The sequence below is a fragment of the Streptomyces sp. NPDC002055 genome (assembly GCF_040296705.1).
Classification (GTDB): domain Bacteria; phylum Actinomycetota; class Actinomycetes; order Streptomycetales; family Streptomycetaceae; genus Streptomyces.
In genome coordinates this window covers 1-26,089 of the sequence record NZ_JBEOXS010000084.1, presented here as the reverse complement: position 1 = coordinate 26,089, position 26,089 = coordinate 1, and the positions used below count along the sequence as shown (strand labels likewise).

Below are 26,089 nucleotides of genomic sequence, written 5' to 3'. Positions count from 1 at the left end.
GTTCCGGAACGTATATTTACGGCCCTGGGGGCCACAAATACACGGAAGCTTCCGGAACCCCCCACCCCTGCGGCCCCGCCCCCTCCCGCCGGTGGCGTTCCAAGGGGCCCCGTCCCCCAGGGCTTGTCACCGTGACGCCCGGCCTCCGACGCGAGCACGTCATCCAGCACGGGTTGTTCCCGTGGGCGGGCGGTGCGCCGATGTCGGTTGGGGGTGGTTGTCGTGGGTGCGACAGGGCGCAGGGGTGCGGGTGTTGATCGGGGTGGCGGATAAATCGGGACGACCGGCGCACGCTTGCCCCCTCCCCGAACGGCCGAGGCCGCAAAGGGATTAACATGCGGCGCCATGAGCACCCCCACAGGGCCGGCGTCCGGCCTGCCTGTACGAATGCCGCGTCCCCGCCAGCCAGGGCGACACCGCAAACCGGAGCCGGTGGCGGCTCCCGAGGGTGCGCCCGCGCTCGTTCTCGCCGTTCCCGGCACTCCTGGCCCCGATACCCGGAGCCTGGCCGAGGAAGCGGTGAGCATCGCGCGTTCCGAGCTGCCCGGCCTGGACGCCCAGATCGGATATGTCGACGGCGACGACGCGGAGTTCCCGTCGCTGGGCGCGGTGCTGGCCCGCGCCGCCGCCGACCGCACCGCCCGGGCCGCCGCCCGGCAGGAGGAAGGAGCTGAGACCCCCGCCCGCCGGGACGACGACGGACCCGTCGCGGTGGTCGTTCCGCTGCTGGCCGGCCCGGACAGCGCCCTGATGCGCCGGATACGCCAGGCCGTCATGGACAGCCGCACCGCGGCGGAGCTGACCGATGTCCTCGGGCCGCACCCGCTGCTGGCCGAGGCGCTGCACGTCCGGCTGTCGGAGGCCGGGCTCGCGCGCGCCGACCGCGCCCGTCTGTTCACGGTGGCCACCGCCGCGGACGGCATCATTCTCGCCACCGTCGGTGGTGAGGAGGCGGTGCAGGCGGCCGGTATCACCGGCATGCTGCTCGCCGCCCGTCTGGCGGTGCCGGTGCTGGCCGCCGCGCTGGACATCGACGGCTCGGTGACCCGCGCCGCCGACCAGCTGCGCGGCTCCGGCTCGGCGCAGCTGGCGCTCGCGCCGTATCTGATCGGCCCGGAGGTCGCCGACGGTCTGCTGAAGGCCGCGGCCGACGAGGCCGGCTGCTCGGCTGCCGAGGCGCTGGGCTCCTACCCGGCGATCGGCAAGCTGGCGCTGTCGCAGTACGCGTCCGCGCTGGGCATCACGCTGCAGAACCAGAGCGCCGGAGCCCGCTGACAGCCTTCCCCGAACAGGCTCGTGCGCACGGCTCCCGGGCCGGAACCCCGCATCGGCGGGGTTCCGGCCCGCTGCCGTTCCCGGACTCAGCCCGGGTACTCGCCCCGGGCGCGGGCCCCGGCTCCGGGGCTGTGGACGAACGCCGGACGGCGCTCGGTGGAGTCGTAGGTGCGGTGGAAGACCGGGGTGGTGGCCCCGGAGAGCGGCGGCACGATCCACGCCCAGTCGGCGCCCACCTCCCGGCCCCGGCACCGCTCCCGGTCGATGTGGGTGAGGAAGCGCCGGGACTCGGTGTGGTGGTCGGTGATGGTGACCCCGGCGCGGTCGAAGGAGTGCAGCACGGCCCGGTTCAGTTCGACGAGCGCGCGGTCCTTCCAGAGCGAACGGTCCGTCGAGATGTCCAGGCCCAGCCGCTCGGCGATGCGGGGCAGCAGGTCGTAGCGGTCGGTGTCGGCCAGGTTGCGGGCGCCGATCTCGGTTCCCATGTACCAGCCGTTGAAGGGCGCGGCCGGGTAGCGCACGCCGCCGATCTCCAGGCACATGTTGGCGATCGCCGGGACGGCGTGCCAGCGCAGCCCCCATTCGGCGCACCAGTCGGCCTCGGGGTGCTCCAGTGCCACCTCCAGCACCGCGTCGGGTGGGAGGGCGAACCACCGGGGTTCCTCGCCGCGCCCCTGGACGACCAGCGGGAGGACGTCGAACGGGGTGCGCGGGCCGCCCGGCCAGCCGAGCCGCAGCGCGAGCGCGGTGATGCCGGTGTTGCGGGGATCGCCGTGCGCCAGGGAGCCGCCGGGGCCGTACCCGGCGTAGCGCACGAGCTGTTCGCTCCAGATACGGGGGCCCGGGCGGCCGGGCTCGTCCGGCGCGAAGACGGTGATCAGCGGGCGGATCCGGCCGCCGTTGGCCGCGAGCCGCAGATGGGCGACGCACTCCCGGGCCATCGACGCGGCGTCGTCGAGCTGCCGCAGGTCCCTGACCTGGAGCGAGCGCCAGTACAGCCGGCCGATGCAGCGGTTGCTGTTGCGCCAGGCGACGCGGGCGCCGAAGGCCAGCTCGTCGGGCGTGTGCCGGTACGTCCCCCGCTCCTCGATCTCCGCACGGACCTCGGCGAGACGTTTCTCCCCGTCCCCGGCGCGGGGCTCCTCCCGGTGGTACAGCCGCAGGAACTCCTGGGCCTCCTGCCAGACGGATCCCGTCCGGGGGCCGGGCCGGGTACCTCGGCGGAGCGCCGCCGGAGGCCGGCCGCGGGCCTCGTCGCGGGGGTCCGGCCCGGGGCCGTACACCTCCGCCTCTCCCCTGTCCGCACGGCGTAAGTACCTCCGCATGACCCACCCCCAGGCATACCGTTCGTCGGCGCGATGCGGCCGGGTTACCCCTCGTGGGGGCTGATCCACCCTGTTCTTGCACGGTGCATCTGCCCGGGGCACGGGCCGCGGGGTGGCGCCGCAGGTCGGGACGGTGCGTGGGGGCGCATCGGGGTGCGTTACGGCGGCGCGCCGGGCCGGGCGAGCGCTGCTTCGGGCGCGGGTGGGCGCGCCGGTCCGGAGCGGGGGCGACGCGGGGGTCCGGGCGGGGGCGACGCGGCGGCTCCAGGCGGGGGCGACGTGGCGGCTCCGGCCGGTGGGTGCGGGGTGGGGTGGGTACGCCGGATCCGGCCCCGCGCGGAGGTTCCGGTTCCTGGGCCGTTGTGGCCTCGGTCCTGGCCCGATGGCTCATTTCGGTCCAGTGAGAATGCCTCCGGATTGGGCCATTGGCCCAGTCTTTTCGGACTCCCTTGAGCCAGCGGGTGGCCGAATGCTTTCATGGGGGCGTCGATGGCGCTGCGGGATTCCGCGGCGCCTTTTTCTTTGCACGGTCATCGCAGGGCGGAAGGGGAGCCGGAAGCAGTGCTGAAGAGGATGTTCGTGGCACCGGATCCGGGCCGGGTGCGGCTGCGCACGTCGGCGCGGGCTGTTCTGGGCGTCGCGCCGGCCGCGGCCGCCGCCGGTCTGGCCGGTCAGTCGGTCGTCGCGGCGATCGCCGGCGGCCTCGCCGCGCTGCTGGCGCTCTTCACCGTCACCGATGCCACGGTCCGCGGGCAGGCGGTCACCACCGCGCTGCTGCCCGTGGCGGGCTTCCCGGTGCTGGCCGTCGCGGCGGCGCTGCACGACCACACACTGATCCGCGACACCGCCTTCCTGGCCGTCGTCTGGGCGGGGGTGTACGCGCGCCGGTGGGGCCCGCGCGGGCACGCCCTGGGGATCTTCGCGTTCATGACGTTCTTCATGACGCAGTTCCTGCACGCCGTCCCGGCGCAGCTGCCCGAGCTGTACCTGGCCGTGGCCCTGGCCCTGGTGGTGTCCTCCGTGGTCCGGTTCGGCCTGTGGTGCATCGAGCGCGGCAGCCCGCCCCCCGCGGCGCCCGCGCCCCTGACCGCCCGGGGCATGGACCGCCCCACCACCCGCCAGGCGTTCCAGTGCACCGTGGCCTGCGCCCTGGCGCTCGGCTTCGGGCAGCTGGTGTCCGACGAGCGCTGGTACTGGGCGGTGGGCACGGCCTGGTGGATCTTCGTGAACACGGCGTCCCGCGGCGAGACGATGGTCCGCGGCTTCCGCCGGGTCGTGGGCACGCTGGCGGGCATCGCCGTGGGGATGGTCGCCGCGGTGCCGCTGCACGGCGCGGCCGTGCCGACGGCCGTCCTGGTCGCCGTCTGCGTCTTCGGGATCTTCTACACCGCGGCGCCCTCGTACAGCTGGATGATGTTCTTCGTGACGGTCATGGCCAGCCTGCTGTACGGGCTGCTGGGCGTCCTGCACCCGGGCCTGCTGGCCCTGCGCCTGGAGCAGACGCTGGTCGGGGCCTTCGGCGCGGCCGTCGCCATCGCCGTCGTCCTGCCCATCACCACCCACGCGGCGACCGACGCCTGGATCCGTCGGGCCCTGGTGTCGGTCCGGCACTGCACGGCGGAGTCCGCGCGCCGGCTGTCCGGGGACGTGTCCGCCGACCCGGGTCCGCACGCCGCCGAGCTGGAGCTCCTCCTGGGGAAGGTGCGGATCTCGCTGGCGCCGCTGCTGCATCCGCTGAGCCCGCTGCGCGAGCGCCGGGAGCGGGCCCGGCGGGTCATGGTTCATCTGGACGACTGCGTGCTGCAGGCCCGGGGGCTGGCGGCGGTCGCCGCCGATCCCGACGCCTCGCACGACGCCCGGCTGACCGCCGCCTGCCAGCGGGTCGAGGCGGCGCTGCACACGCTGGCCCCGACCGGTGAGAGCCCCGTCGCCGCGGGCACCCCCGCGATGGCCGCGCCCCGGCACCACCCGGGTGCGGAGCGGGCCCTGGCGCATCTGCACGACCTGGAGAAGGCGCTCGCCGGGCTGACCGCGCCGCTGCTCGGCAGCCCGCGCCCGCCGCTGGCCGAAGCCTGATCCCTACGCGCGGCGGGGACCGGGCCGGGGGCGCACCAGCGTCACCGGCCGGGCCGTCCGGACAGCGTCGTCCGGTCGGGCGTCGTCCGGTCGGGCGTCGTCCGGTCGGGCCGCCGGTGCCGTCGCACGACCGGGCCGTCGGTACAGTCGGCGGCAGCTCTCCCGCACTGTCCCGCGGGATGCCCCCACCCCGTCCGTCCTCGTCGAACGGAGAACCCCGCCCATGGCTCCGGTGGATGCGCTGGACGCCCGCATCCTGCGGCTGCTGCTGGAGCAGCCGCAGACCAGCGTGCGGGAGTACGCCCGGGTGCTCGGGGTCGCCCGGGGCACGCTGCAGGCCCGGCTGACCCGGCTGGAGCGGGACGGGGTCATCACCGGCACGGGCCCCCGGCTCTCCCCCGCGGCCCTCGGTCATCCGGTGCTGGCCTTCGTGCACATCGAGGTCACCCAGGGGCACCTGGACGAGGTCGGGGACGCGCTCGCGGAGGTCCCGGAGATCATCGAGGCGTACTCGATCACCGGTGGCGGTGACCTGATGACGCGGGTGGCGGCCCGGGACAACGGCCATCTGGAGGACATCATCCAGCGGCTCATCCAGCTGCCGGGCGTGGTGCGGACCCGTACGGAGGTCGCGCTGCGGGAGCGGGTGCCGTACCGGATGCTGCCGCTGGTCGACGCGGTCGGCCGGGCGGCGGCGCGACCCCGCTGAGCCGTCGGCCCCGCCCTGCCGCGGGCCGGGCGATGGCCGGCCGGGCGGGACGACCAGGGGCGGCGACAGGACGGCCCGGGACGGCGATGAGACGGCCTGGGGCGGGGACGGGACGGCCTGGGGCGGGGACGGGGCGGCTTGGCATGCTGGGGGCATGAGTTCCTCCCGCGGACCCGCTGTGATCTTCGACCTCGACGGCACCCTCGTGGACAGTGAGCCGAACTACTACGAGGCGGGGCGACGGCTGCTCGCCGAGTACGGCGTCACCGGTTTCACCTGGGAACAGCACGCCCGGTTCATCGGGATCGGCACCCGGGAGACCCTGGAGGTACTGCGCCGCGAGTACGCCATCCAAGCGCCGGTCGAGGAGCTGCTCGCCGGGAAGAACCGGCACTATCTCTCCCTGGCCCGGGAGTCGACCGAGGCCTTCCCCCGGATGCGGACGCTCGCGCACGACCTGCACGCGGCCGGGATCCGGATGGCGGTGGCGTCGGGGTCCTCCCGCGCCGCCATCGAAACGGTGCTGGCCTCCACCGGCCTGGCCGGGCTGATGGCGACGGTGGTCTCGGCGGAGGAGGTTGCGCACGGCAAGCCGGAGCCGGACGTCTTCCTGGAGGCGGCCCGGCGGCTCGGTGCGCCGCCCGCGGACTGTGTCGTCCTGGAGGACGCCCCGCCCGGGGCGGAGGCCGCTCACCGGGCGGGGATGCGCTGTGTCGCCGTTCCGTATCTGCCGTCGACCGCCGGGGTACCGGAGTTCGGCACGGCGGGGCTGCTCTTCCCGGGCGGCCAGGGCGAGTTCGACGCCCGGACCGCCTTCGACTGGGTGACCTCGCCGGGCTGAGCACGGGGTCACCGGCCTCCGCCCGCGCGGTCCGGCGCCGGGCATGGCTCCGTCACCGCAGCTGGGCGTTCTTGCCGCACGGGGCCCGTGGGACCCGTGCGCACGCGTCCGGGTGCAGGGCCGTCCCTGCCGCGCGGCCCGCTCGGCTCCGCGTTCCGTCCGGTGTCCCGGCCGGACCGGATCCGGCCGGGACACCGGTGCGGTCAAGCGTCCACGGCTCACGCCGCGGGGGCCAGGGCCGCGACCATGGCGGTCACCGCGGGCAGCAGCAGAAGCACCGCCCACCGGACACAGCGGTTCTTGATGTGGGCGACCCGGCTGGTGCCCGCCAGGGCCCGCTCGAGCCGGGCCCGAGGATCGCCGCCGCACCGGACCAGCGCGGCCGGCAATCCGGCCTGCTTCTCCGCCCGCACCACGTCCTCGAAGTAGGCGAGGACCTGCATGCCGTCGCGCAGCGCCGCGGCCCTGCGCGGCACGAGGGCCAACAGCAGGACCAGCAGGGACGCCGCAGTGGCTGTCAGGGCGCTCCACCACAGGGGCAGCGTCCAGGACGCAGCGTCGGGACGCCGCATCAGCAGCAGACCGAACAGGGAACCACTGGTCGCCAGCAGGACGGCGGCCTTTCCGTCGGCGCGGCCGATTTCGAGCTGGTTCTGTGCGATCAGCTCACGCGACAGCGCGGCGACGGTATTTCCCGGACCGTCCGGTGGGCGGCTCCGGCACCAACGGCCGGTTCCTGCCGGGGTGTTCGCCGGGCGGCTCACCGGGGCTCCCGGTGCGTTCCGTTCATCCCGTTCATGCGGTGCGCTCCGTCCGGGCCGGCGCCGGCCGCCTGCATCCGGTCCAGCGTCTCCTGGCCCTGCGGCACCCCGATGTCGCGCAGCACGTGTGCCAGCTGCGCCCCGACGAAGCCACGGTCGCCCTCCGTCAGGCCCTGCAGGGCCGAGGCCAGCGACCGCTCCCAGCCGTCCCGGTCGCTGAGCAGGTCACGGTGGGCCACCGTCCAGTCGAGCACGTCCTTCGCCTGGTCGGGCCGGCTCATCAGCCAGAGCGCGGCCAGGCCGACGGGGCCGCCGCCGATGATGTCGCGGTAGAAGCGGTACGCCTCGCGGTGCGCGTCGCCCCAGACCGAGGGCAGGGGGAGCGCCGTGCCGGTGGCGGAGTCGCCCATAGGCCCTGGTGCGGCCCCCGTGAACCAGTAGGTGATGCCCGCGCCGTCGATCAGGTGCTCGCGCCCGAACGGGCCACCCGGGGCCGCCCCTGACCACGGCGGGGCGTGCCCGTCCCGGCCGGGACCGTCGGGTGCCGTCCCGTGGTCGCCGATGTGCTGGGCGATCCACCGCGGCACATACTCCTCGGTGACCTGGCTCCGGACGACGCCGGCCGGGTCGCTCACCCGCCAGCCCACGCCGTAGCGGGAGAACTGGGGCACCGCCGACGTGCCCGTAGGGACGTCCACCCAGGTCGCCCGCTCCGCGAGCGAGACCCGGCAGACGCAGGTGAACTCGCGGCGCAGCACGGCCGAGAGGGCCGGGCGCGGGTGGAACCAGGGACCGGTGCCGCGCGGCGGCTCCGCCCGGCCCGCGCCGTTGCCGGCCAGGAACACCAGGGCCCGGTCGTCCCGGGGGAACCAGCGGTGCCGCAGCAGAGTACGCAGCAGGTGCGAGGGGCGCAGCAGCGCCGCCGGCAGTTGCTCGACGAGGGGCTGGTTCATGCGGACTTCCCTTCGGGTGCGGTGGTGCCGCGGTTCCGGTGGCGGGTGAGGAGGAAGGAGATGACGCCACGGTGTCCGGCGGAGGCGTCCGCCAGCGCGCGGAGGAAGGTGCCGAAGGCGGCGCGGCGGCACAGTGCGGGATCGCGCTCCACGGCCGCGAGTCCCTCGGCCGCGGCGGTCCGGGACGCCGGAGCATCCAGCGCCGCGATCACCAGCGGCAGGGCCAGATCGGGGTGGTCGCCGATCACGTCCACCAGAGTCAGCTTCCGGGAGGCCCGCCGGTACGGTTCGGGGAAGCCGGTGAGGCACAGCGCCTCGGTCACCTGCGCGGCACAGGCGTGCCGGAGGCTGCCGACGGGCGCGGTCAGCCACTGGGTGATCCGGTTCAAAACGCTCCGGTGGTTGGTCTCTTCGCCGAGGAGGACGCCGAGAGCGAAGACGACCGCGCCGCGCAGTCGCGGTTCGGTGCCCTCGTCGGGACCGTCGAGCACGGTGTCCAGCAGATTCAGCGCGACGGCGGGCCGTGCCAGGCCGTAGCTGCCGGCACAGGTCTCGGCGACGGTGCAGCGGCGGTTGACGTCCCGGACGCCGGCCCACTGCCGTAGTTGCGCCTGCACGCCGCTCATCAGCTCGGCGTTCTGGGCGACTTCACCGAGAGCGTACGCCGCGAGCCGGCGGCGCCACCGCTGGTCCGCCTCGGCGAAGGTCTGGAGCTGCCGCAGGGCTTGCGGGCCGGTGGCGTGCACAAGCACCCTGCCGATCGCCCGGCCGGCCGCCAGGTCGGCTCCCTGCTGGTAGGGCAGAGCGTGCAGGCCGGTCCAGAACAGCTCCGCCATGCCTTCGTGTTCCAGCCACATCCGCCGCAGCACCGACTCCGCCCGGTGCCTGCCCCGGAAGGCGACGGGCTGCATCCGGTGCCGGTAGCGGCCCGACGAGACGATGCGCGGTGGACCGGGTTGTGCTCCGATCTCGGCGCAGCGGTCCTCGAAAGCGGGGCCGAGCAGATCGGGGCGTTCCGCCGGGGTGACGGCCGGTGGTGGGGCGGCGTCGAATGGCGGGGCGAGCGCCGGTGCCATGGCGGCGCGTTCGGTGAACAGGGTGCGCAGCGTCGCGGCGAACTGCTCGATCACCGTACGGTCCAGGCCCTCCAGCAGGGCCACCGAGGCGGTGAGCGCCAGTTGATCGGCCCGGTCACGCATCCCGTCCAGCGCCGCGTGCGCCTCCTGCACCCCGCCGAGGCGGAGGTTCTCCAGGGCCGTGGCGACAGTCCGCCCGGAGGTCACGACTTCGAGCAGTTCCTCGGCGACGTCCACGCCGACGGCGGGCAGCGGGCTCGTCCCGAGGTACCGGCGGAACTCGGACCGGTCCAGGTGCTCCAGCGCGAGGGGAAGAAGCTCGGGCGCGAGCCGCCGCTCGGCCGCCAGGGCACGCAGCCGGAGCAAGGCCACGTCGTAGGGCTTCGGCGGAAGGTGCCTCACCTGCCAGGCGGCCGTGTCGGTCGGCAGGCGCAACTCTGCCGCCACCGTGACGACCAGGAAGGATCCGGCCTCGCGCAGCCGGTGGCACAGCGCCCGCACCGGGACCTCGCCGAGCTTGTCGGCCACGTCCGGGGCGAGCCACCGCAGCAGATAGCCCCGGCCGGGTCCCGGCTGCCAGGCGGTGAGGTCCTCGGCGGAGTTCAGTCCGGTGACGCGGTCCGCCCCGCACCGCTCCTGAAGCAGCGCGAACGCGGTGGTGCCGGCCCCCGCGCCGCGCTCCGCGGCGAGGAACAGGAGGTGGTGGCCCAGCGCCTCCCGGCACCTGGCGTACGAGGCGGGCTCGGCGAAGCCCAGCAGTCTGCGGGCGACGTCCTCCGCCGGGTACGGGCCCTCCCGGAACTCGGGGCGCAGGACCACCTCCGAGACGGAGTCATCGCGGGGTTCCGGGGCCGCGTGGTAATGGAAGTCGCCGCCCACACCGCCCGCCACGGCCACCCCGTGCCCGACGTGCTGCCGGTTCCGGTACCCGTGGGCCTCCGGCGCAGCCGCGCCCGGGCCCTCCGGCCGGGCGTCGAGGAGGGTGCTCGGCTCGTCGCTCATCGGCGGTCCCCCGTGCCGCCGGCGTGCTTGTCGCCGGAGACGTTGTCGCCGCTGCCCCAGTGCTGGTTCGTTCCGTGGTGGGTCGTGGAGCGTCCGGTGTAGCTGAAGTCCCCGGCGATGTCCCCCATCAGTGCGACGCCTTCGCCGACGTGCTGGGTGTTGCCTCCGTGACGTTCCGCGGGAGGGCTTGTGGGGGTCTCCTCCGTCGCCGGGGCGGGCGGGGTCTCGCGGGCGGGGAGCCCGGCTCCGAGGAGGTTCCCGGACGGCGACGGGATGTACAGCCACGCCCGTTGAGCGAAGGACTTGCCGTCGACGGTGGCCGGCACCTCGATGCAGCGGTCGGGGTGCAGGCCGGTGTAGCCGCCGAGGACCACGTCCTCGTGGACCCGGTGCGAGATGATCGCGGCGAGGTGGGTGGTCTGCTCGCTCGCGGCCGCGAGGATCGCCTTGACGGGGCGGGAGTCCAGCAGCCGGTGGGTGTCGTTGCGTGCGGTGCCGTTGCCGTCGCCCGGACCGCCGTCGTCCGGGAGCGGGCCGACGTGCACGCTGGCCCGCAGCCGGATGCGGGGGCCGACGGTGCGCTGGTTGTAGGCCCCGAGGACCTCGTCGAGCACCCCGAGGAAGGGCCAGAGGACGAACGGGAGATGGGCGGGGTCGAAGCCGAAGACGATGCCGTCGCCGGTGCTGGCCGGGAAGCGCTTGGCGTCCTTGAGGCCGGACAGCCCGGCTCGTTCGAGCGACTGGTCGACGAGTTCCGGGATCAGCGCGCTGACCGGTCCGTGCAGCACGGCGGGCAGGCCGGTGAAGTCCTTGGCGTCGACGGCGAACAGGGCCCGGTACGCGGGCAGCGGCCTGCTCTCGGCATGGGGCACGGGCAGAGTGGTGGGCATGGGACGCTCCTTCACGGGACGGGGCGGTGCGGCGCACCACCGGCCGGCTCGTGTCGAGCATCGGCGAGCGTCAGCGGGGCGAGTGCCCACCACAGGGCGCCCCGGAGGTGACGGCCGTCACAGGTCAGGACCTCACTCCGCTGCCGCCCAGCGGCGTAAGGCTGCCATGTCCTTGATCACTACGACGCGGCGGGCCGTCTCCACCGCTCCGGTGTCCCGGAGTTGCTGCAGACCGCTGATGACCGCGTTCCGGGTGACACCGATGGACTGCGCGATCTCCTCCTGCGTCAGCCCGGTCAGCCGCAGCCCCGACGGCACGGCGCCGGTGACGGGTTCCGCCAGCTCCGCCAGCCGGACGAGCGACCTCGCGAGCCGTACCACCAGGGGGAGGGTGAGCCGTTCGGTCCGGTGCAGGTCCGATTCGCGCAGCCGGGCCAGCGTCTGCCGCATCAGTGCCATGACGAGTCCCCGCTCCTCGACGAACCGGCGGAACCGCTGGGCCTCCAGCACGATCGTGGTGCACGGGCTGAGGGCGATCACATCGGCCGTCCGCGTCGTGCCGTTGAAGACCGAGAACTCCCCGAGGAGATCACCCGGTCCGCGGAAGGCGAGCCATGTCGTGACCCCGTCGGTCTCGCGGCACACGACCTTCGCCAGGCCGTCGGTCAGCGCGAGCAGATGGGTTCCCGGGTCCCCCTGCCGCAGCATCACGCTGCGCTCGCGGAACCGTCGTACCGTTCCCTGGCCCCGCAGTTCACACCACACGTCGTCGGACAGCACCCCACGGCCTTCCCGGTGAGTTCTCCGGGCTGTTCGTCACCCCGGCGGGGCAGTGCGCGCCGTGGACCGCCGCGCGCGGGCCCGCCCCCGGCGGAGACCTTCCCCCGTGGATCCTTGCTGCACACCCGGGACTGCGGGCCAGGTCAGGGAAGAGACGGGCCGTGGTGGCCGGTGACCCGTCGGACGCCGAGCCGACCGCCCCGTGGAACCGGCCGCCTTGCGGCCGTCACCGGACCACGGGCAATCCGCTGCGAAGCGTCACCCGGCGGACGTCCGGTCGGTAGCATGTCGTTGCGGATTCAACGACATTGGGGGTCGGGGCATGGACATCGCGGCGGAGTTACCTGGACCCGACGACGCCCTCAAGTGGGCCTGGCTCGCCGCCTTCGGGCCCGGGCTCGCCTTCTCCCTCTTCGGAGTCCTGCTGCTGGTCTCGGCCTGGCTGGGGGCCGTGCGCAGCACCCGGCAGGTGGTGCTCCGGGCCAACGGCGCGGTGCGCGCCGGGCGGGCGCGGCTGAGCCGTATGCCGCGGGCGCAGGTCGGCGCCCTGCTTCTGCTCTCGTCCCTGCTGCTGGCGCTGCTGACCGCCTGGGTCCCGGGGGTGCTGGTGATGGGCAACGTGGCGCGGTACGCGCTGGATTCCGCGTCGCAGGAGGAGTTCGTCGCGCTCGATCCGGTGGCGATGTGGGCGGACGGGCTGTGGACCCGGTGGGACGACATGACCGCGACGTACGTCCTGTGCGCGGTGATTCTCGCCGTGCTGCTCTGCGTCCGGCGGTCCTCCGCGGGGACCGCGGGCTGGGCCCTGGCACTGTGCCTGCCCCAGGCGCTGTGGGTCGTGCCGATCGCCGCGGAGACGCTGTTCACGCTGCTCCTGGGGCTGCCGTCGGCGCTGTTCGGACAGGGCTCGGGCCTGGCGGAGGTGCCGCGCAACCTGGTGTTCGTCGGGGTGTTCGCGATGTACTACGGCTCGTGCGCGGGCGCCCTGGCCGCGGCCCAGCGGCTGGGACTGCTGTGGCTGGGTCCGGCGGCGGCCGCGGGCTGAGCGGCGCGGGCAGCGGACCCGTATGCACCCCGGGCGCCACTGACTTGTACACGCCACCGATACGTGTGGCATGCTCCGCACAGACCGCACGATCACACCTCGCCGATCCCGCCCGGCATCACCCTTGGTGCTGTTCACTGCGCCGACAGTGATCCGAAGGGCCCGGGTGGGGGCGAATCACAGGGGTGGATTTCGTCGATCGGCCCTCCGCAGTGACAATCACCGTGGTGCCTCTCCCCCACACCGCGGTGAAACCGCGCTGCGCCCGCCCGGCGAACCTCCTGCCTGGGCGAACGCACGGATTCACGCGCGGGGGCCCGGGAGCGGTCGCCTCGGTATGCAAGAGCTGATCTCCCTCGGGGAGGGATGTCATGGGAAGGAGGCCGGCCATGAGTGCGGACGCACGTGGTGAGGTCGAGAAATTCTTGCTGGGAGACAGGTTCTCCTGTCTGGCGGGTCGCTCCGCCTGGCGCCAGGGCGGGATCGCTCACCATCATTACGAACGGCTGGGCGATGTCGACGCGGCCCGGCTCATGGCGCGTGACCTCGAGGCCTATGTGCGCTCGGCGGACTGGAGCGCCCGGTCGTTCACCAGCTTCGTGGCGACCTTCGCGGAGCCCCGCGGCGTGGACGAGCTGGAGTTCGAGCGGCTGCTCTGGCAGCAGCTGCAGCACCTCCACGAGTACGACGCGGAGTCCCACCGCTGGGCCGAGGGGTACTCCTCGGACGCCGGGTCCGGGAAGTTCGCGTTCAGTGTCGCGGGCCATCCGTTCTTCGTGATCGGCCTGCACGAGACGCACGTCCGGCTCGGCCGACGGCCCCCCTTTCCGATGCTGGCCTTCAACTCCCACGAGCAGTTCACCCGTATCAAGGGGGCCGGGATGTGGGACCGGCTCGCGGAGAAGATACGCAAGCAGGACATCAAGCTGCAGGGGAACATCAACCCCAATCTCCACGAGTACGAGCAGCTGTCCGAGGCCCGGCGGTACTCCGGCCGCCCGAAGCCCGCGGACTGGCAGTGCCCGTTCTCGGCCCGCGAGACGGCGCATGACGCGGTGCGGGAGCCGGAGCTGGAGCCGGCGCCCGTCCGGGAGCCCGCGCGGGATGCGCTGCGCGAGTCCGGGCGGGAGCCCGAGCGGGAGCTGACCGCCCACGTGGGCTGAGCTCCTGCGTGTGCTGAGCTCCTGCGTGTATCGCTCGGCACCGGCGTGACCCCGGCGGCCGTACCCCTGAGGGTGCGGCCGCCGGGGCGCGTCGGCCGGGGCCCGTTCCCCGGTCCCGCCCGGTCTGCGTCCGTCCGCGTCCGGCCCGTGCCCGGTCTGCGTCCCGTCTGTGGCCGGTGCGGAATCCGGTGAGCGGATCGGGCCGCCGGTCCGTATCTCCCTGATGGCTCCGGTCGGCACCGGACCCAGGGCAGGGCAGCGGTACAGCGGAACGGAGACGTGGGGTGGCCGAAGTGCTCAGGGGAAGGCGTACCGGACGGCGCCCGCAGGGCGGGCACGGCGCACGCCGCGCGGCGGCCGCGGCGGGGAGCCTCATGGCCCTCGCCCTCGTGGCCGGCTGTGGCACGGCGGACGGCTCCGGGACGGCGGACAGGCCGCGGCCCAAGCCCCGCGCCGTCGCTCCCGCGCCCGCGAAGGTGGAGCGGATCGCCGCGCTGGCCGGCTGCAAGGTCAACATCCGCACGGAGGCGGACGAGCTCCGGGAAGGGGTCTGCCGGACGACGGCGGGCGACTACCTCATCACCACCTTCCCCAAGGAGAAGTACAAGCTGACCTGGCTGGACAGCGCGAGCATGTACGGCGGGAAGTACCTCGTCGGCCCGCGGTGGGCCGTCAGCGGGAAGCCCGGCGTGCTGGAGCGGCTCCGGGCGAAGGTCGGCGGACGGATCCAGGAGCTGAGGAGCCCGGGCGGCGGGGGCTGATCCGGCCGCTCGTGGCCCGGCCCGGGCCGCCCGCCGGGCCTCCGGCGCACCCCGCCCGTCCGGAGGCCCGGCGCGGCCCCCTCGGCGCCGTCACGCGGCGTTGATCAGGGCCCACGGGACGGGACGGGACGGCTGAGGGCCTGGCGCGGCTTGCTCTCCGACCGGTGCCGCACCGACGCCGCGAGCACTCCGCCCCGGTCGGCCACCTGCCGGGTCGGTGCGAAGGGCTCCCCCATCGCGGAGGATCCTGCCCCAGACGCCGGCCACCAGCCCGTCCGCCGACAGCGGCGCCCCCTCAACGACCGTGCACGGTACCGGAGAACGGGCCTCTCCCCCGGCTGGGATGATGACCCGATGGAATCGACCACCCTGCACCCCGATGAGGTCCGGACCGACGCCGCGCTCGTCCGCCGGCTCGTGGCGGGGCAGTTCCCCGACTGGGCCGGTTTACCGGGGCTCTTGCAGAAAGCCCCGGCGTTCACTCCGGGGATGAATGCATCTCAAGGCTGCTCTGACGTGCACGTCAGTACGGGTGTTGTTGCTGCTCGATGTAGTGGCGGATGATCGCCAACGGTGCTGTACCGCAGGATGTGGCGAAGTACGAGGGTGACCGCTGATGACCGCGTGTTCGAACACTCCACGCCGGGACTTGGTCATAAAGACCAAGTGAACGTGCATCGCCGAAACCACATGCCTGCCACGACTGTAGTCATTCACCTGATTCGCGAGACCAAGTCGTTGTAGCGTCGCGGTCATGCAGCTCCGCTATAACTACCGGGCCTACCCGGATGCCTCTCAGTGTCGCGCTTTGGCGAAGGCGTTCGGGTGTGCGCGGGTGGTGTGGAACGACTGTCTGCGCGACCGGAAGGAGGCGCATGCGGCGGGGCTGCCGTATGTGTCGTCGGGGGAGCTGTCCCAGCGTCGCATCACCCAGGCCAAACGCACCCAGGAACGCTCCTGGCTCGCGGAGGTGTCGGCGGTCGTCCTGCAGCAGTCCCTTCGCGACCTGGATGCCGCCTACCGGAACTTCTTCGACAGTCTCAAGGGCAAGCGGCGGGGCCGGAGGGTCGGGCCGCCGCGGTACAAGTCGAAGAAGGACACCCGGCAGTCGATTCGCCTGAACACCAACGCCTTTTCCCTCCAGGCCAACGGCACGGTGTATGTGGCCAAGGTCGGCAACCTGAAGGTCAGGTGGTCGCGGCGGCTTCCGGCCACGCCCACCTCCCTGACCGTCACCCTGGACAGCTCCGGGCGGTACTTCCTCAGCTTCGTCGTCGACACCGAGCCCGACATCCTCCCCCGCACGGAGACCGACACCGGTATCGACCTCGGCCTGTCCGCCTTCGCCGTCCTCTCCGACGGGACGAAGATCTCTGCCCCGCGCTTTCTGCGCCGGGCGGAGAAGAAACTCAGGCGGCTTCAGCGGGAGCTGTCCCGCAAGGCCAGGGGGTCGAGGAACCGGGCCAAGGCCCGGATCAAGGTCGCACGCCAGCACGCACGGGTGACCGACCGGCGCCGGGACTTCCACCACAAGGCATCCACACAGATCATCCGCGACAACCAAGCGGTGTACGTGGAAGACCTCGCGGTGGCCAGCCTCGGCCGCACCCGGCTCGCCAAGTCCGTGCACGACGCAGGATGGGCTGCCTTCGTCGGCATGCTGGAATACAAGGCCGCCAAACACGGCCGCACCTTCACCAAAGTGGACCGGGTTTTCCCCTCCTCTCAGCTCTGCTCGGCCTGCGGATTCCGGGACGGCCCCAAACCCCTGCACATCCGGGAATGGACCTGCGGCCGGTGTGGCACCACGCATGAGCGTGACCACAACGCAGCATGCAACGTCCTGACCGAAGGACGCCGTATCGTCGCCACCGGGCGGGTGGAGACGTCAAACGCCTGTGGAGCGCCGGTAAGACGGGTACATGTGCCCGCACAGCGCGGTGAAGCAGGAAGCCCCCGGAAGGGTCAACCGACCCAGGCCGGAATCCCTGGACTTTAGGCCAGGGAGCACGTCAACCGTCCGCCCCGTTCCGTCCTCCGGCACGGATCACCGCGTCTACCGTCTCGGGGACGCCCTGTCCGTCCGTATGCCGCGCGTTGCCGGGGCCGTGCAGCAGGCGGTGACGGAAGCCCGGTGGCTCCCGGTGCTCGCCCCGAGGCTGCCCCTGCCCATTCCCGCCCAGGTGGCGGCGGGCCGGCCGGACGGGGACTATCCCTTCGACTGGTCCGTGTACGCGTGGCTGCCGGGCGAGGCCGCCACGCCGACGACCGGTGACACGCCGCACGTCGCCACCGCTCTGGCCGAGTTCGTGACCGCGCTGCGGGCCGTGGCCGCCGAGGGCGGTCCGCTGCTCTCCCACGGCTCCCGGGGCGGGCCGCTCTCGGGCCTGGACGCCTCCGTGCGGCGTGCCGTGGCGGAGCTCGGCGACCGTGTGGCGGGTGCGCACGTGCTGCGGTCCTGGGAGCAGTCGCTGACGGCCGAGCCCGCCTCCGCCGCGACATGGATCCACGGCGACCTCCTGCCCGGCAACCTCCTCCTCGCCGGCGACCGGCTCTCCTCGGTGATCGACTTCGGCTGTCTGGGCGTCGGCGACCCGGCCGTCGACCTGCTGCCCGCCTGGGACCTGTTCACCGGCCCGAACCGCGCCGCGTTCCGCGCACGGACGGCCGCCGGGCCCGCCGCCTGGCTGCGCGGCCGCGGCTGGGCCCTCGCGCAGGCGGTGACGGCGCTCCCGTACTACTGGGACACCGACCCCGCCATGGTCCGCCAGGCCTCCCATGCCCTGGGGCAGGTGCTGGCGGACACCGACGCGGGCTGCTGACCGGCCGCCGGCGCGGCTGACGGGTGGCGGCGGCCGGGTTCGGACAGGATCCGCGTCACTCACCGGTAGCGGGCCCGCCCCGCGGCCGCCGCCACCGTCAGGGGCACCGTCAGCACGGCGGCGAGCCAGAACAGGGGCCGGTAGGCGTGGTGGTCCGCGGTGGACGCGGCGAGGCCGGTCGCCAGGGCGCTGCCCACGTACAGGGCGACGCCGAACATCGCGACCCCGGTGGCGCGGGCGGCGGGGACCAGGGCCGTCGCCCAGGACTGGATCGTGGAGTGCAGGAAGGACCAGCCGCCGCCGAGCAGCAGCGCCGACACCACCAGGGCGGGGACGGACTGGCTCCAGCCGGCGAGCAGATGGGCCGCTCCGGACTGCACACCGCCCACGACGATCAGGCGCACCGGTGTCCACCGGCCGACCAGGCGCGCGACGAGCCGCGCCGCCGCCATCGCCCCGGCCCCGTAGAGTGCCACGACCGCCCCCGCCAGCGGGACCGGCACTCCGCGCGCTTCCAGCGCCGGCGCCAGGTAGGTCAGGAAGCCCAGCAGGACGGCTCCCTCCAGCAGGGCCACGGCCATGACGTACCACTGCCATCCCGAGCGCAGCACCGCACGGAACGGGGCCAACGGGGTGCGGGGCCGCTGCCGTTCGGGTTCGGGCAGGCGCCGCAGCCGCACCGCCAGACCGGCCGCGAGGAGTCCGGGCAGGGCGAAGACGAGCCGCCAGCTCAGCCAGTGGGCCAAGGCGCCCGCGACTACGGACGCCGTCGCCGTCCCCAGGGCGAAGGCGGTCATCAGCTCGCTCAGCGGGCGCTGCCGCACCGCCGCGGGCACCGTGTCGCCGACGTAGGTCAGGGACGCGGCGATCGCCGCCGCGAAGCAGCCGCCGGCCGCCATGCGCGCCCCGATGAGCACCGGGGCGTTGTACGCCGCCGCGGAGGCCAGGGCGGCAACGGCCGCGCCGCCGAGCGACACCCGCATCGCCCACACCCGGCCCCGGAGATCACTGACCAGGCCCCACACCGGCTGCATGAGGCCGTAGGCGAGGTAGTAGCCGCCGGCCGCGAGGGCCACCGTCGGTAGCGGGGCGCCCAGCCGCGGGCCGATGAGCACCAGCATGGGGGCGATGCAGAAGCGGTCGAAGTTGCTGACGAATCCCGCGGTGCGCAGCAGCCGCAGGGCGGACCGCGGCAGGCGGGTCGCCGCCGGTGAGGGGAGGGTGGTGGACATGGGTCGGGCATGCCTTCCGGGCTTCGACGAGGTCGGGTGAACTCCGCACATGTGCCGTGGAGTTGATCTCAGTTCAGCACCGGGCCCGCCGGCGCGGGTGTCGCCGGCTATTACCCTTGCTGACAGGCAGTCGGGAGACCGGCGCCCGGAGCCCCCGCGCACGCCCGGCGCGGACCGGCCCCTCCCGGCTCCGACGGCCCGTGCGGGGCACGCCGGTGCCCCGCAGCGGACGTCCACGACCCGGAGGACCGGCACCATGGCACGCGGCAGGCCGTCGGGCCCCGTCCGATCCGCGCGAACGCCCCACGCCACCCCCGAGGCCGAGCTCGGGGCCTTTCTGCGCTCGCGCCGGGAGCGGCTCGCACCGGCGGACGTCGGGCTTCCGGAGACTCCCGGCCGCCGGACACCGGGGCTGCGGCGCACCGAGGTCGCCGGTCTCGCCGGAATCAGTACGTCCTGGTACACGTGGCTGGAGCAGGGCCGGGTCCGCACCTCCGAGCAGGTGCTGCGCGCGGTCGCGACGGCGCTGCGGCTGGACCCCGCGGAGCGCGCGCACGTGCTGTCGTTCCTGGCGGCGCACCGGCCGCCCGCCGCGGCGCCCACCTGGGTGTCCCGCAATCTGCACAGCCTGGTGCGGGCCATGGCGCCGCATCCGGCGGTGGTCCTCGATCCGCACTGGGACCTGCTGGCGTGGAACGACGCGTACGCCGCTCTCCTGACCGATCCGGCCCGGCTCCGCCCCGGGGAGCGCAACCTCCTGTGGCTGGTCTTCCACTGGCCCGCCGCCCGCACCCTGCTCGCCGACTGGGAGCAGGACGCCCGTGCCCTGCTGGGGCAGTTCCGCGCCCGGGCGGCGCGGTCGCCGCAGGACCCGCGGTTCGCCGAGCTGATCGGCACACTGCTGGCCGACCCGGACGCGGCGCGCTGGTACCGGCGGCGGGAGACGTCCGGATTCCATCCCGCGGTACGGCACTTCAGGCACCCGACCGCCGGCGATCTGCGCCTGCGGTACGTGAAGCTGGCCGCGGTCGACGAGCCGGGCCACCACTTCCTGGCGTATCTGCCCGACGACGACGCCACCGAGGGCGCGTTGCGCACGCTGTCGGCGCCGGGCGGCACCCCGGCCGCTCTTCCGGCCGGCACGCTGCCGGTGCCGCCCGGCGCCCCGGCGGGTCAGGGTGCGGCAGGCCGTACCGGGTAGGGCACGAACGTGCCGCTGTGCTGGTCGATGTGGAGCGTGCGGCCGAGGGGCGGCGCGGCGCGCTGCGGGCATTCCAGGCGTTCACAGACGCGGCAGCCCATGCCGATGGGGGTGGCGGCGGAGGCGCTGTCGAGGTCCAGCCCGTCGGAGTAGACGAGCCGGTGCGCGTGGCGGATCTCGCAGCCCAGGCCGATGGCGAAGGTCTTGCCGGGGTCGCCCCAGCCCCCGCGGTGACGGGTGACGGCCCGCGCGGTCCACAAGTAGCGCTGCCCGTCCGGCATTTCGGCGACCTGGACGTGGATGCGACCGGGGGCGGCGAACGCCTCGTAGACATTCCACAGCGGGCAGGTGCCGCCGGCGCGGGAGAAGTGGAAACCGGTCGCGGACTGGCGTTTGGACAGGTTCCCGGCCCGGTCGACCCGGACGAAGGAGAACGGCACACCGCGCAGGCGGGGCCGCTGGAGGGTGCTCAGGCGGTGGCAGACGGTCTCGTAGCCGAGGCCGTAGCGGTCGGTGAGCAGCTCGATGTCGTAGCGGAACTCCTCGGCCGCGGCGTGGAAGCTCCGGTACGGCAGGATCAGGGCGGCGGCGAAGTGGTTGGCGATGCCGATCCGGGCCAGGGCGTGGGTGGGGCTGCCGGCCGGGAAGTCCTCGGCGGCCCGGCGGTCCAGTTCCGCGCCGTGTTCGAGCAGGGCGAGCTGGGTGGCCATGCGGAACGCGCGCTGGCCGGGGCGCAGCCGGGCGGACAGGTGGAGGGTGCGGGTCGTGCCGTCGTAGTGGTGCAGGCGGTCACCGGCCCCGCCGGACAGGCGTACGCCGTGGGCGTCGGCGAGCCGGGCGGTCAGGGCCGGCAGGACGTCGCCGGGGCGGATGCCGATCTCCCCGGCCAGCTGTTCCGCGGCGAGGTCGGTGTCGTGCAGGTAGTTCTGCCGGCGGTAGAAGAAGTCCCGGATCTCCTCGTGGGGTGAGCGGGGCGTCTCCGCGGCGCCGTCCCGGCCGTCGGCGGCTCCGGCGAGGCGCTCGGAGAGGAGCTGGTTGCGGCGGCCCAGATCGAGGAGCACCTGCGCCACCGCGGGCATGCGTGCGGCCAGTTCGGCGAGGTCGGACGGGGACACCCGGGAGGCCGCGATCTCTCCCGTCAGGGTCTCCCGCAGGTCGGCCACCAGCCGGGTCGTGTCGCGTTCGGAGAAGAAGCCCGGGTCGACGCCGAAGGCCTCCGTCAGCTTGAGCAGCACGGGCACGGTGAGCGGGCGGGAGTCGTGCTCCATCTGGTTCAGATAGCTCGGGGAGATGCCCAGGACGCGGGCCAGCTCCACCTGGCTCATCCGGCGCTCCTCGCGCAGCCGCCGCAGCCGGGCTCCCGCGTACGTCTTGCTCACCGCGTGCTCCTCCGTGATTCGGGACGGACGTCAGCGTACGCCGGTCAGCCGCCGACGCACCCTTCGCAAGGTTGGCAAATCCCGGGGTGAAGATTCGCAGAAGTTGGCAGGCATCCCGCCTTGATGGCACTCAGTGCCAGTGTCAGAGTTTTCCGCACGGCCTGCCGGACCTTCGGCAGCAGGCGCACCCCACCGGGCGCGATTCATGCCCTGACGTCGGAGATCCCGGCGGTGGCCGCGCCCTGCCGACAGTACGGCGCCGCTCTCCCCAGCGGCGGTCCGGCAGGCCGCGCCCATGATCACGACACACAGTGCCAACCCATTGCGCATCAGCGCGGAGATTGGCAGCAAAGACAACCGAGAGAGACGGTGACGACCATGGCAGAGGCGAGGACGCAAGCGGCCGAGGAGCTCGCGCGACGCTGGGCCGCCGACCCCCGGTGGCAGGGCGTGGAGCGCACCTACGGCGCCGAGGAGGTGGTCCGGCTCTCCGGCAGCGTCCGCGAGGAGCACACCCTGGCCCGGCGCGGTGCCGAGCGGCTCTGGCGCCAGCTGCACGAACTCGACTACGTGCACGCACTCGGCGCGCTGACCGGCGGCCAGGCCGTGCAGCAGATCAAGGCCGGTCTCCAGGCCGTCTATCTGTCGGGCTGGCAGGTGGCCGCCGACGCCAACCAGGCCGGCCACACCTACCCCGACCAGAGCCTGTACCCGGCCAACTCGGTCCCGCAGGTGGTGCGCCGGATCAACAACGCGCTGCTGCGCGCCGATCAGATCGCCACGGCCGAGGGCGGCGAGGACACCACCGACTGGCTGGCGCCGATCGTCGCCGACGCCGAGGCCGGCTTCGGCGGACCTCTCAACGCCTTCGAGCTGACCAAGGCGATGATCGCCGCCGGCGCGGCCGGTATCCACTACGAGGACCAGCTCGCCTCCGAGAAGAAGTGCGGCCACCTCGGCGGCAAGGTCCTGGTGCCCACCGCCCAGCACATCCGCACCCTCAACGCGGCCCGGCTCGCCGCCGACATCGCCGATGTGCCGACCGTCATCGTGGCCCGCACCGACGCCCTCGCCGCGAACCTGCTCACCAGCGACGTGGACGAGCGCGACGCCCGGTTCTGCACCGGCGAGCGCACCGCGGAGGGCTTCTACCGCGTGGAGAACGGCATGGCCCCGGTCATCGCCCGCGGCCTGGCGTACGCCCCCTACGCCGACCTCATCTGGGTCGAGACCGGCACCCCGGACCTGGCGCAGGCCCGCGAGTTCGCCGAGGCGATCCACGCCCAGTACCCGGACCGGATGCTCGCCTACAACTGCTCGCCCTCCTTCAACTGGAAGGCCGCGCTGGACGACGACCAGATCGCCAAGTTCCAGCGCGAACTGGGGGCCATGGGATACAAGTTCCAGTTCATCACCCTGGCCGGCTTCCACTCGCTCAACCACGGCATGTTCGACCTGGCGCGCGGCTACGCCGAGTCCGGCATGACCGCGTATGTCGACCTCCAGGAAAAGGAGTTCGCCGCCCAGCAGCACGGCTTCACCGCTGTCAGGCACCAGCGCGAGGTCGGCACCGGCTACTTCGACCAGGTCTCCACCGCCCTCAACCCCGCCTCCTCCACCACGGCGCTCACCGGCTCCACCGAGGAGGAGCAGTTCCACTAAGCCCTGTCGTCGAACGACAGGCCCCAGGCCCTGTCCGCGGCCGATGCGCCGGATCCCGCCGGGCCGAGGAGGCGCGGCGCCGCTGACCGCGTCCGGCCCGGTCCGGCGGATGCCCCGGGCCGCCCGGCCGGGTGCATCCGTCCGGCCGGGCCCCCTGGCCGAGCGGGGGCCGGGCGTCCGTCTCCGCCCGCCCCCGCTCTCTTCCCCCGTTCAGGAGAACGCCATGTCCACCAGCGCACTGACCCACCGCGTCCGCGTCCTCGCGGAACCCGGCCACCGGCACGACGAGATCCTCACCCCCGCCGCCCTGGACTTCGTCGGCAGCCTCGTGGCCGCGTTCGGCGAGCGCCGGCGGGAGCTGCTCAAGGAGCGCCGCCGGCAGGCCATCCGCCTCTCGGCCGGAGCCCCGCTCGACTTCCCGCTGGTCACCTCCGCCGTGCGGGCCGACCCGTCCTGGCGGGTCGCCCCGCCGGCTCCAGGCCTGACGGACCGCCGCGTCGAGATCACCGGGCCGCCCGAGCGCCGCATGGCCGTCAACGCCCTGAACTCCGGCGCCCAGGTGTGGATGGCGGACTTCGAGGACGCCACCTCCCCCACCTGGGACAACATCGTCGGTGGCCAGCTCACCCTGCTCGACGCCGTCGAGCGCCGCATCGACTTCACCACCGACGAGGGCAAGGAGTACCGGCTGGGCGACCACGGCCGGCTCGCCACCATCGTGGTCCGCCCCCGCGGCTGGCACCTCACCGAGGAACACCTGGAATTCGACGGGCGGCCCGTCCCCGCCGCGCTCGTCGACTTCGGCCTGTACTTCTTCCACTGCGCCCGGCGCCAGATCGACGCCGGCCACGGCCCGTACTTCTACCTCCCCAAGCTGGAGAACCGGTACGAGGCGCGGCTGTGGAACGACATCTTCGTCCACGCCCAGGAACTGCTCGGGCTCCCCCGCGGCACCATCCGGGCCACCGTGCTCATCGAGACGATCACCGCCGCGGTGGAGATGGAGGAGATCCTCCACGAGCTGCGGGAACACAGCGCGGGCCTCAACGCCGGCCGCTGGGACTACCTGTTCAGCCTGATCAAGACCTTCGGCCATCGCACGGACTTCCGGCTGCCGGACCGGGCGAAGGTCACCATGACCGCACCCTTCATGCGGGCGTACACCGAACTGCTGGTGCGCACCTGCCACCGGCGCGGGGCCCACGCCATCGGCGGCATGGCCGCGCAGGTGCCGAGCCGCGACCCGGCGGCCCGCGAGGCCGCGCTCGCGACGGTCCGGCTGGACAAGGAGCGCGAGGCCGAGGACGGCTTCGACGGCTCCTGGGTCGCCCACCCCGGTCTCGTCCCGGTGTGCCGCGAGGTCTTCGACGGCGTCCTCGGCGACCGGCCGCACCAGATCGACCGCACCCGGGACGAGGTGGACGTCACCGCCGCCGACCTGCTGTCGGTGCGTCGCATCGCCGCCCCGCCCACCCCGGAAGGGATCCGCACCAACATCAGCGTCGCGCTGCGGTACTTCGCCGCCTGGCTCCGCGGGCAGGGGGCGGTCGCCGTGGACGGCCTGATGGAGGACGCCGCCACCGCCGAGATCGCCCGGGTGCAGATCTGGCAGTGGCTGCGCCACCGCGCCGTCGACCGCGGGACCGTGCTGCGGCACCTCGACGACGAGGCCGCCGCGCTGGGGGCCGCCCACCCGTGGGCGCCCGTCGACGAGGCGCGGGCGCTCTTCGAACGGACGGCGCTGGCAGCGGAGTTGCCACTCTTCTTCACCCCGGACGCCTATACGCGCCACCTCGTGCGGCGGGCGGAGGCCGGGTCATGAGTCACGGCATCGAGCGGGTCGGTGTGGTCGGCGGCGGGCAGATGGGGGCCGGGATCGCCGAGGTGTGCGCGCGGTCCGGCCTCGACACCGTGCTCTGCGAGGTGGACGCGGTGGCCGCCCGCGCCGCGCGGGAACGGATCTCGGCCTCCCTCGACCGCGCGGTGCGCCGCGGCAAGCTGGGGCGGCCCGCGGCCGACGACGCCCTGACCCGGATCGTCTGCACCGGCAGCCTGACGGACCTGGCCGACCGGCAGTTGGTCGTCGAGGCGGTCGTGGAGAACCAGGACGCCAAGACCGAGGTCTTCGCCGCGCTCGACAAGATCGTCGAGGATCCGTCGGCGGTGCTGGCCACGAACACGTCCTCCCTCCCCGTCATGCGGCTCGGCCGGGCGACCGGCCGCGCCGACCGGGTCATCGGACTGCACTTCTTCAACCCGGTGCCGGTGCTGCCGCTGGTGGAGGTGGTGACCTCGCTGCACACCTCGGCCCCGACCGTGGCCGCGGCCGAGGACTTCGTCACCCGGACCCTGGGCAAGTCGGTGATCCGGTCCCAGGACCGGGCGGGCTTCGTGGTCAACGCCCTGCTCATTCCGTACGTCCTAGCGGCGGTGCGGATGGCCGAGTCCGGGTTCGCCACCGCGGCCGACATCGACGCCGGGATGGAGCAGGGCTGCGCCCACCCCATGGGCCCCCTGAAACTCGCCGACCTGATCGGCCTGGACACCGTCGCCGCCATCGCGGAGTCGCTCTACGACGAGTTCCGCGAGCCCCTCTACGCACCCCCGCCCCTGCTCCAGCGCATGGTGGAGGCAGGGCTGCTGGGCCGCAGGACCGGACGCGGGTTCCACAGGTACGACGACGCCTGAGGACCCGGTGCTCCGCGGGCCTGAGTCCTCCACGCCCCGGTGCTCCGGAGGCCGGGGGGCGAGCGGGCCGCGCGAGCCGGCGGGCCACCGGTTGAGGGACCGGCGGCCGCCGTGAGAAAGGGCGGGAGGCACCGGGCGCGGCGCCTCCCGCCCTCATGCGAGCCGCGGGCGTCCCGTGGGAACCACCGCACGACGCAGCGCCTCTCACCCCCTGGAGAAGCCGTGTGGCCCACTCCGCCACACACCGCGAGGAGTTGCAGATGATCGGGATGCTGAGCACCGGCGAGAAGATCACGGCGGTGCTCGTCACCGTCCTGGCGATCGGCCTCGCCTTCGGCGCGTTCACGTGGTTGAAGCGGCGCTGACCCGCCCCTGGTGCGCCGGGAACGGGTGACACCTCGACGGCCCGACACCCCGACGCCGGTATGCCGGCGTCGGGGTGTCGGGC

The 26,089-nt window shown here is 73.7% G+C and carries 21 protein-coding genes and 1 pseudogene; 13 read left to right on the top strand and 9 right to left on the bottom strand.

Going from position 1 to position 26,089, the window contains the following annotated elements:
* The first annotated feature begins 345 nt into the window (after positions 1-345).
* A complete protein-coding gene (locus tag ABT112_RS32040) occupies positions 346-1,275 on the top strand; it encodes a sirohydrochlorin chelatase (protein ID WP_351515308.1) in 930 nt (309 codons plus the stop codon).
* An 86-nt stretch (positions 1,276-1,361) separates the two neighbouring features.
* Here ABT112_RS32040 and ABT112_RS32035 read toward each other — a convergent pair whose 3' ends face one another.
* Complete coding sequence (locus ABT112_RS32035; RefSeq protein WP_351515307.1) at positions 1,362-2,600, bottom strand: nitric oxide synthase oxygenase; 1,239 nt, start codon at positions 2,598-2,600, stop codon at positions 1,362-1,364.
* 573 nt (positions 2,601-3,173) lie between these two features.
* On the opposite strand from ABT112_RS32035, the gene ABT112_RS32030 reads away from it, so the two are divergent.
* The 3 genes from ABT112_RS32030 (at position 3,174) to ABT112_RS32020 (ending at position 6,226) form a co-directional block, all read left to right on the top strand.
* Complete coding sequence (locus tag ABT112_RS32030; RefSeq protein ID WP_351515309.1) at positions 3,174-4,676, top strand: FUSC family protein; 1,503 nt, start codon at positions 3,174-3,176, stop codon at positions 4,674-4,676.
* A 223-nt stretch (positions 4,677-4,899) separates the two neighbouring features.
* Positions 4,900-5,385, top strand: a complete 486-nt coding sequence (locus tag ABT112_RS32025; RefSeq protein ID WP_351515306.1) for an Lrp/AsnC family transcriptional regulator — start codon at positions 4,900-4,902, stop codon at positions 5,383-5,385.
* Positions 5,386-5,539: 154 nt separating this feature from the next.
* On the top strand, positions 5,540-6,226 hold the full coding sequence (locus ABT112_RS32020; RefSeq protein WP_351515305.1) for an HAD family hydrolase: 687 nt from the start codon (positions 5,540-5,542) through the stop codon (positions 6,224-6,226).
* Between the two features lie 218 nt (positions 6,227-6,444).
* Here ABT112_RS32020 and ABT112_RS32015 read toward each other — a convergent pair whose 3' ends face one another.
* The 5 genes from ABT112_RS32015 to ABT112_RS31995 all read right to left on the bottom strand — a co-directional run bounded on the left by ABT112_RS32015 (position 6,445) and on the right by ABT112_RS31995 (position 11,688).
* On the bottom strand, positions 6,445-6,990 hold the full coding sequence (locus ABT112_RS32015) for a Pycsar system effector family protein (RefSeq protein WP_351515304.1): 546 nt from the start codon (positions 6,988-6,990) through the stop codon (positions 6,445-6,447).
* On the bottom strand, positions 6,987-7,940 hold the full coding sequence (locus ABT112_RS32010) for a hypothetical protein (protein ID WP_351515303.1): 954 nt from the start codon (positions 7,938-7,940) through the stop codon (positions 6,987-6,989). Before ABT112_RS32010 ends, ABT112_RS32015 begins: the two co-directional genes overlap by 4 nt.
* Entirely contained in the window at positions 7,937-10,018 is a 2,082-nt protein-coding gene (locus ABT112_RS32005) for a hypothetical protein (protein WP_351515302.1), read from the bottom strand. Before ABT112_RS32005 ends, ABT112_RS32010 begins: the two co-directional genes overlap by 4 nt.
* Complete coding sequence (locus tag ABT112_RS32000) at positions 10,015-10,908, bottom strand: hypothetical protein (protein WP_351515301.1); 894 nt, start codon at positions 10,906-10,908, stop codon at positions 10,015-10,017. Before ABT112_RS32000 ends, ABT112_RS32005 begins: the two co-directional genes overlap by 4 nt.
* Positions 10,909-11,040: 132 nt before the next feature.
* Positions 11,041-11,688: a Crp/Fnr family transcriptional regulator gene (locus ABT112_RS31995; protein WP_351515300.1), complete on the bottom strand. Its 648-nt coding sequence runs from the start codon at positions 11,686-11,688 to the stop codon at positions 11,041-11,043.
* A 322-nt stretch (positions 11,689-12,010) separates the two neighbouring features.
* Here ABT112_RS31995 and ABT112_RS31990 point away from each other — a divergent pair, with 322 nt between their 5' ends.
* The 3 genes from ABT112_RS31990 to ABT112_RS31980 all read left to right on the top strand — a co-directional run bounded on the left by ABT112_RS31990 (position 12,011) and on the right by ABT112_RS31980 (position 14,657).
* A complete protein-coding gene (locus ABT112_RS31990; protein ID WP_351515299.1) occupies positions 12,011-12,733 on the top strand; it encodes a hypothetical protein in 723 nt (240 codons plus the stop codon).
* A gap of 389 nt (positions 12,734-13,122) precedes the next feature.
* A complete protein-coding gene (gene gntA, locus ABT112_RS31985; protein WP_351515298.1) occupies positions 13,123-13,896 on the top strand; it encodes a guanitoxin biosynthesis heme-dependent pre-guanitoxin N-hydroxylase GntA in 774 nt (257 codons plus the stop codon).
* Between the two features lie 374 nt (positions 13,897-14,270).
* Entirely contained in the window at positions 14,271-14,657 is a 387-nt protein-coding gene (locus ABT112_RS31980) for a hypothetical protein (RefSeq protein WP_351515297.1), read from the top strand.
* A gap of 523 nt (positions 14,658-15,180) precedes the next feature.
* On the opposite strand, the pseudogene ABT112_RS35490 reads toward ABT112_RS31980, so the two are convergent.
* Positions 15,181-15,267: pseudogene (locus tag ABT112_RS35490) on the bottom strand (IS200/IS605 family transposase); the annotation flags it as partial.
* 144 nt (positions 15,268-15,411) lie between these two features.
* Between ABT112_RS35490 and ABT112_RS31975 the strand changes: the two are divergent.
* Positions 15,412-16,656 (top strand): RNA-guided endonuclease InsQ/TnpB family protein, encoded by a 1,245-nt coding sequence (locus tag ABT112_RS31975; protein WP_351515296.1) that lies wholly within the window; start codon positions 15,412-15,414, stop codon positions 16,654-16,656.
* Between the two features lie 88 nt (positions 16,657-16,744).
* Positions 16,745-17,479, top strand: coding sequence for a phosphotransferase (locus ABT112_RS31970; protein ID WP_502975511.1), 735 nt, complete (start codon positions 16,745-16,747; stop codon positions 17,477-17,479).
* 59 nt (positions 17,480-17,538) lie between these two features.
* On the opposite strand, the gene ABT112_RS31965 is transcribed toward ABT112_RS31970, so the two are convergent.
* The gene (locus ABT112_RS31965; RefSeq protein ID WP_351515294.1) at positions 17,539-18,711 is read right to left on the bottom strand and encodes an MFS transporter; all 1,173 of its coding nucleotides are present in this window, start codon (positions 18,709-18,711) and stop codon (positions 17,539-17,541) included.
* Positions 18,712-18,967: 256 nt separating this feature from the next.
* On the opposite strand from ABT112_RS31965, the gene ABT112_RS31960 reads away from it, so the two are divergent.
* A complete protein-coding gene (locus ABT112_RS31960; protein ID WP_351515293.1) occupies positions 18,968-19,912 on the top strand; it encodes a helix-turn-helix transcriptional regulator in 945 nt (314 codons plus the stop codon).
* Here the strand turns inward: ABT112_RS31960 and ABT112_RS31955 are convergent.
* Positions 19,885-21,291, bottom strand: coding sequence for a short-chain fatty acyl-CoA regulator family protein (locus ABT112_RS31955; protein ID WP_351515292.1), 1,407 nt, complete (start codon positions 21,289-21,291; stop codon positions 19,885-19,887). The genes ABT112_RS31960 and ABT112_RS31955 overlap by 28 nt on opposite strands.
* A gap of 378 nt (positions 21,292-21,669) precedes the next feature.
* Here ABT112_RS31955 and aceA point away from each other — a divergent pair, with 378 nt between their 5' ends.
* The 3 genes from aceA to ABT112_RS31940 all read left to right on the top strand — a co-directional run bounded on the left by aceA (position 21,670) and on the right by ABT112_RS31940 (position 25,641).
* Positions 21,670-22,953, top strand: coding sequence for an isocitrate lyase (gene aceA / locus ABT112_RS31950; RefSeq protein ID WP_351515291.1), 1,284 nt, complete (start codon positions 21,670-21,672; stop codon positions 22,951-22,953).
* A 223-nt stretch (positions 22,954-23,176) separates the two neighbouring features.
* Entirely contained in the window at positions 23,177-24,775 is a 1,599-nt protein-coding gene (aceB, locus tag ABT112_RS31945) for a malate synthase A (protein ID WP_351515290.1), read from the top strand.
* Positions 24,772-25,641, top strand: a complete 870-nt coding sequence (locus tag ABT112_RS31940) for a 3-hydroxybutyryl-CoA dehydrogenase (RefSeq protein ID WP_351515289.1) — start codon at positions 24,772-24,774, stop codon at positions 25,639-25,641. The genes aceB and ABT112_RS31940 overlap by 4 nt, the downstream gene beginning before the upstream one ends.
* Positions 25,642-26,089: the final 448 nt, after the last annotated feature.

Bases quoted from the DNA above. Each gene is read 5' to 3' on its own strand.
- ABT112_RS32005 (WP_351515302.1), bottom strand. From the start codon at position 10,018: ATGAGCGACGAGCCGAGCACCCTCCTCGACGCCCGGCCGGAGGGCCCG.
- ABT112_RS32010 (WP_351515303.1), bottom strand. From the start codon at position 7,940: ATGAACCAGCCCCTCGTCGAGCAACTGCCGGCGGCGCTGCTGCGCCCC.
- ABT112_RS32040 (WP_351515308.1), top strand. From the start codon at position 346: ATGAGCACCCCCACAGGGCCGGCGTCCGGCCTGCCTGTACGAATGCCG.
- aceB (WP_351515290.1), top strand. From the start codon at position 23,177: ATGTCCACCAGCGCACTGACCCACCGCGTCCGCGTCCTCGCGGAACCC.
- aceA (WP_351515291.1), top strand. From the start codon at position 21,670: ATGGCAGAGGCGAGGACGCAAGCGGCCGAGGAGCTCGCGCGACGCTGG.
- ABT112_RS32025 (WP_351515306.1), top strand. From the start codon at position 4,900: ATGGCTCCGGTGGATGCGCTGGACGCCCGCATCCTGCGGCTGCTGCTG.
- ABT112_RS32000 (WP_351515301.1), bottom strand. From the start codon at position 10,908: ATGCCCACCACTCTGCCCGTGCCCCATGCCGAGAGCAGGCCGCTGCCC.
- ABT112_RS31960 (WP_351515293.1), top strand. From the start codon at position 18,968: ATGGCACGCGGCAGGCCGTCGGGCCCCGTCCGATCCGCGCGAACGCCC.
- ABT112_RS32035 (WP_351515307.1), bottom strand. From the start codon at position 2,600: ATGCGGAGGTACTTACGCCGTGCGGACAGGGGAGAGGCGGAGGTGTAC.
- ABT112_RS32030 (WP_351515309.1), top strand. From the start codon at position 3,174: ATGTTCGTGGCACCGGATCCGGGCCGGGTGCGGCTGCGCACGTCGGCG.
- ABT112_RS31965 (WP_351515294.1), bottom strand. From the start codon at position 18,711: ATGTCCACCACCCTCCCCTCACCGGCGGCGACCCGCCTGCCGCGGTCC.
- ABT112_RS31970 (WP_502975511.1), top strand. From the start codon at position 16,745: ATGCCGCGCGTTGCCGGGGCCGTGCAGCAGGCGGTGACGGAAGCCCGG.
- ABT112_RS32020 (WP_351515305.1), top strand. From the start codon at position 5,540: ATGAGTTCCTCCCGCGGACCCGCTGTGATCTTCGACCTCGACGGCACC.
- ABT112_RS31980 (WP_351515297.1), top strand. From the start codon at position 14,271: ATGGCCCTCGCCCTCGTGGCCGGCTGTGGCACGGCGGACGGCTCCGGG.
- ABT112_RS31975 (WP_351515296.1), top strand. From the start codon at position 15,412: ATGCAGCTCCGCTATAACTACCGGGCCTACCCGGATGCCTCTCAGTGT.
- ABT112_RS31990 (WP_351515299.1), top strand. From the start codon at position 12,011: ATGGACATCGCGGCGGAGTTACCTGGACCCGACGACGCCCTCAAGTGG.
- ABT112_RS31940 (WP_351515289.1), top strand. From the start codon at position 24,772: ATGAGTCACGGCATCGAGCGGGTCGGTGTGGTCGGCGGCGGGCAGATG.
- gntA (WP_351515298.1), top strand. From the start codon at position 13,123: ATGAGTGCGGACGCACGTGGTGAGGTCGAGAAATTCTTGCTGGGAGAC.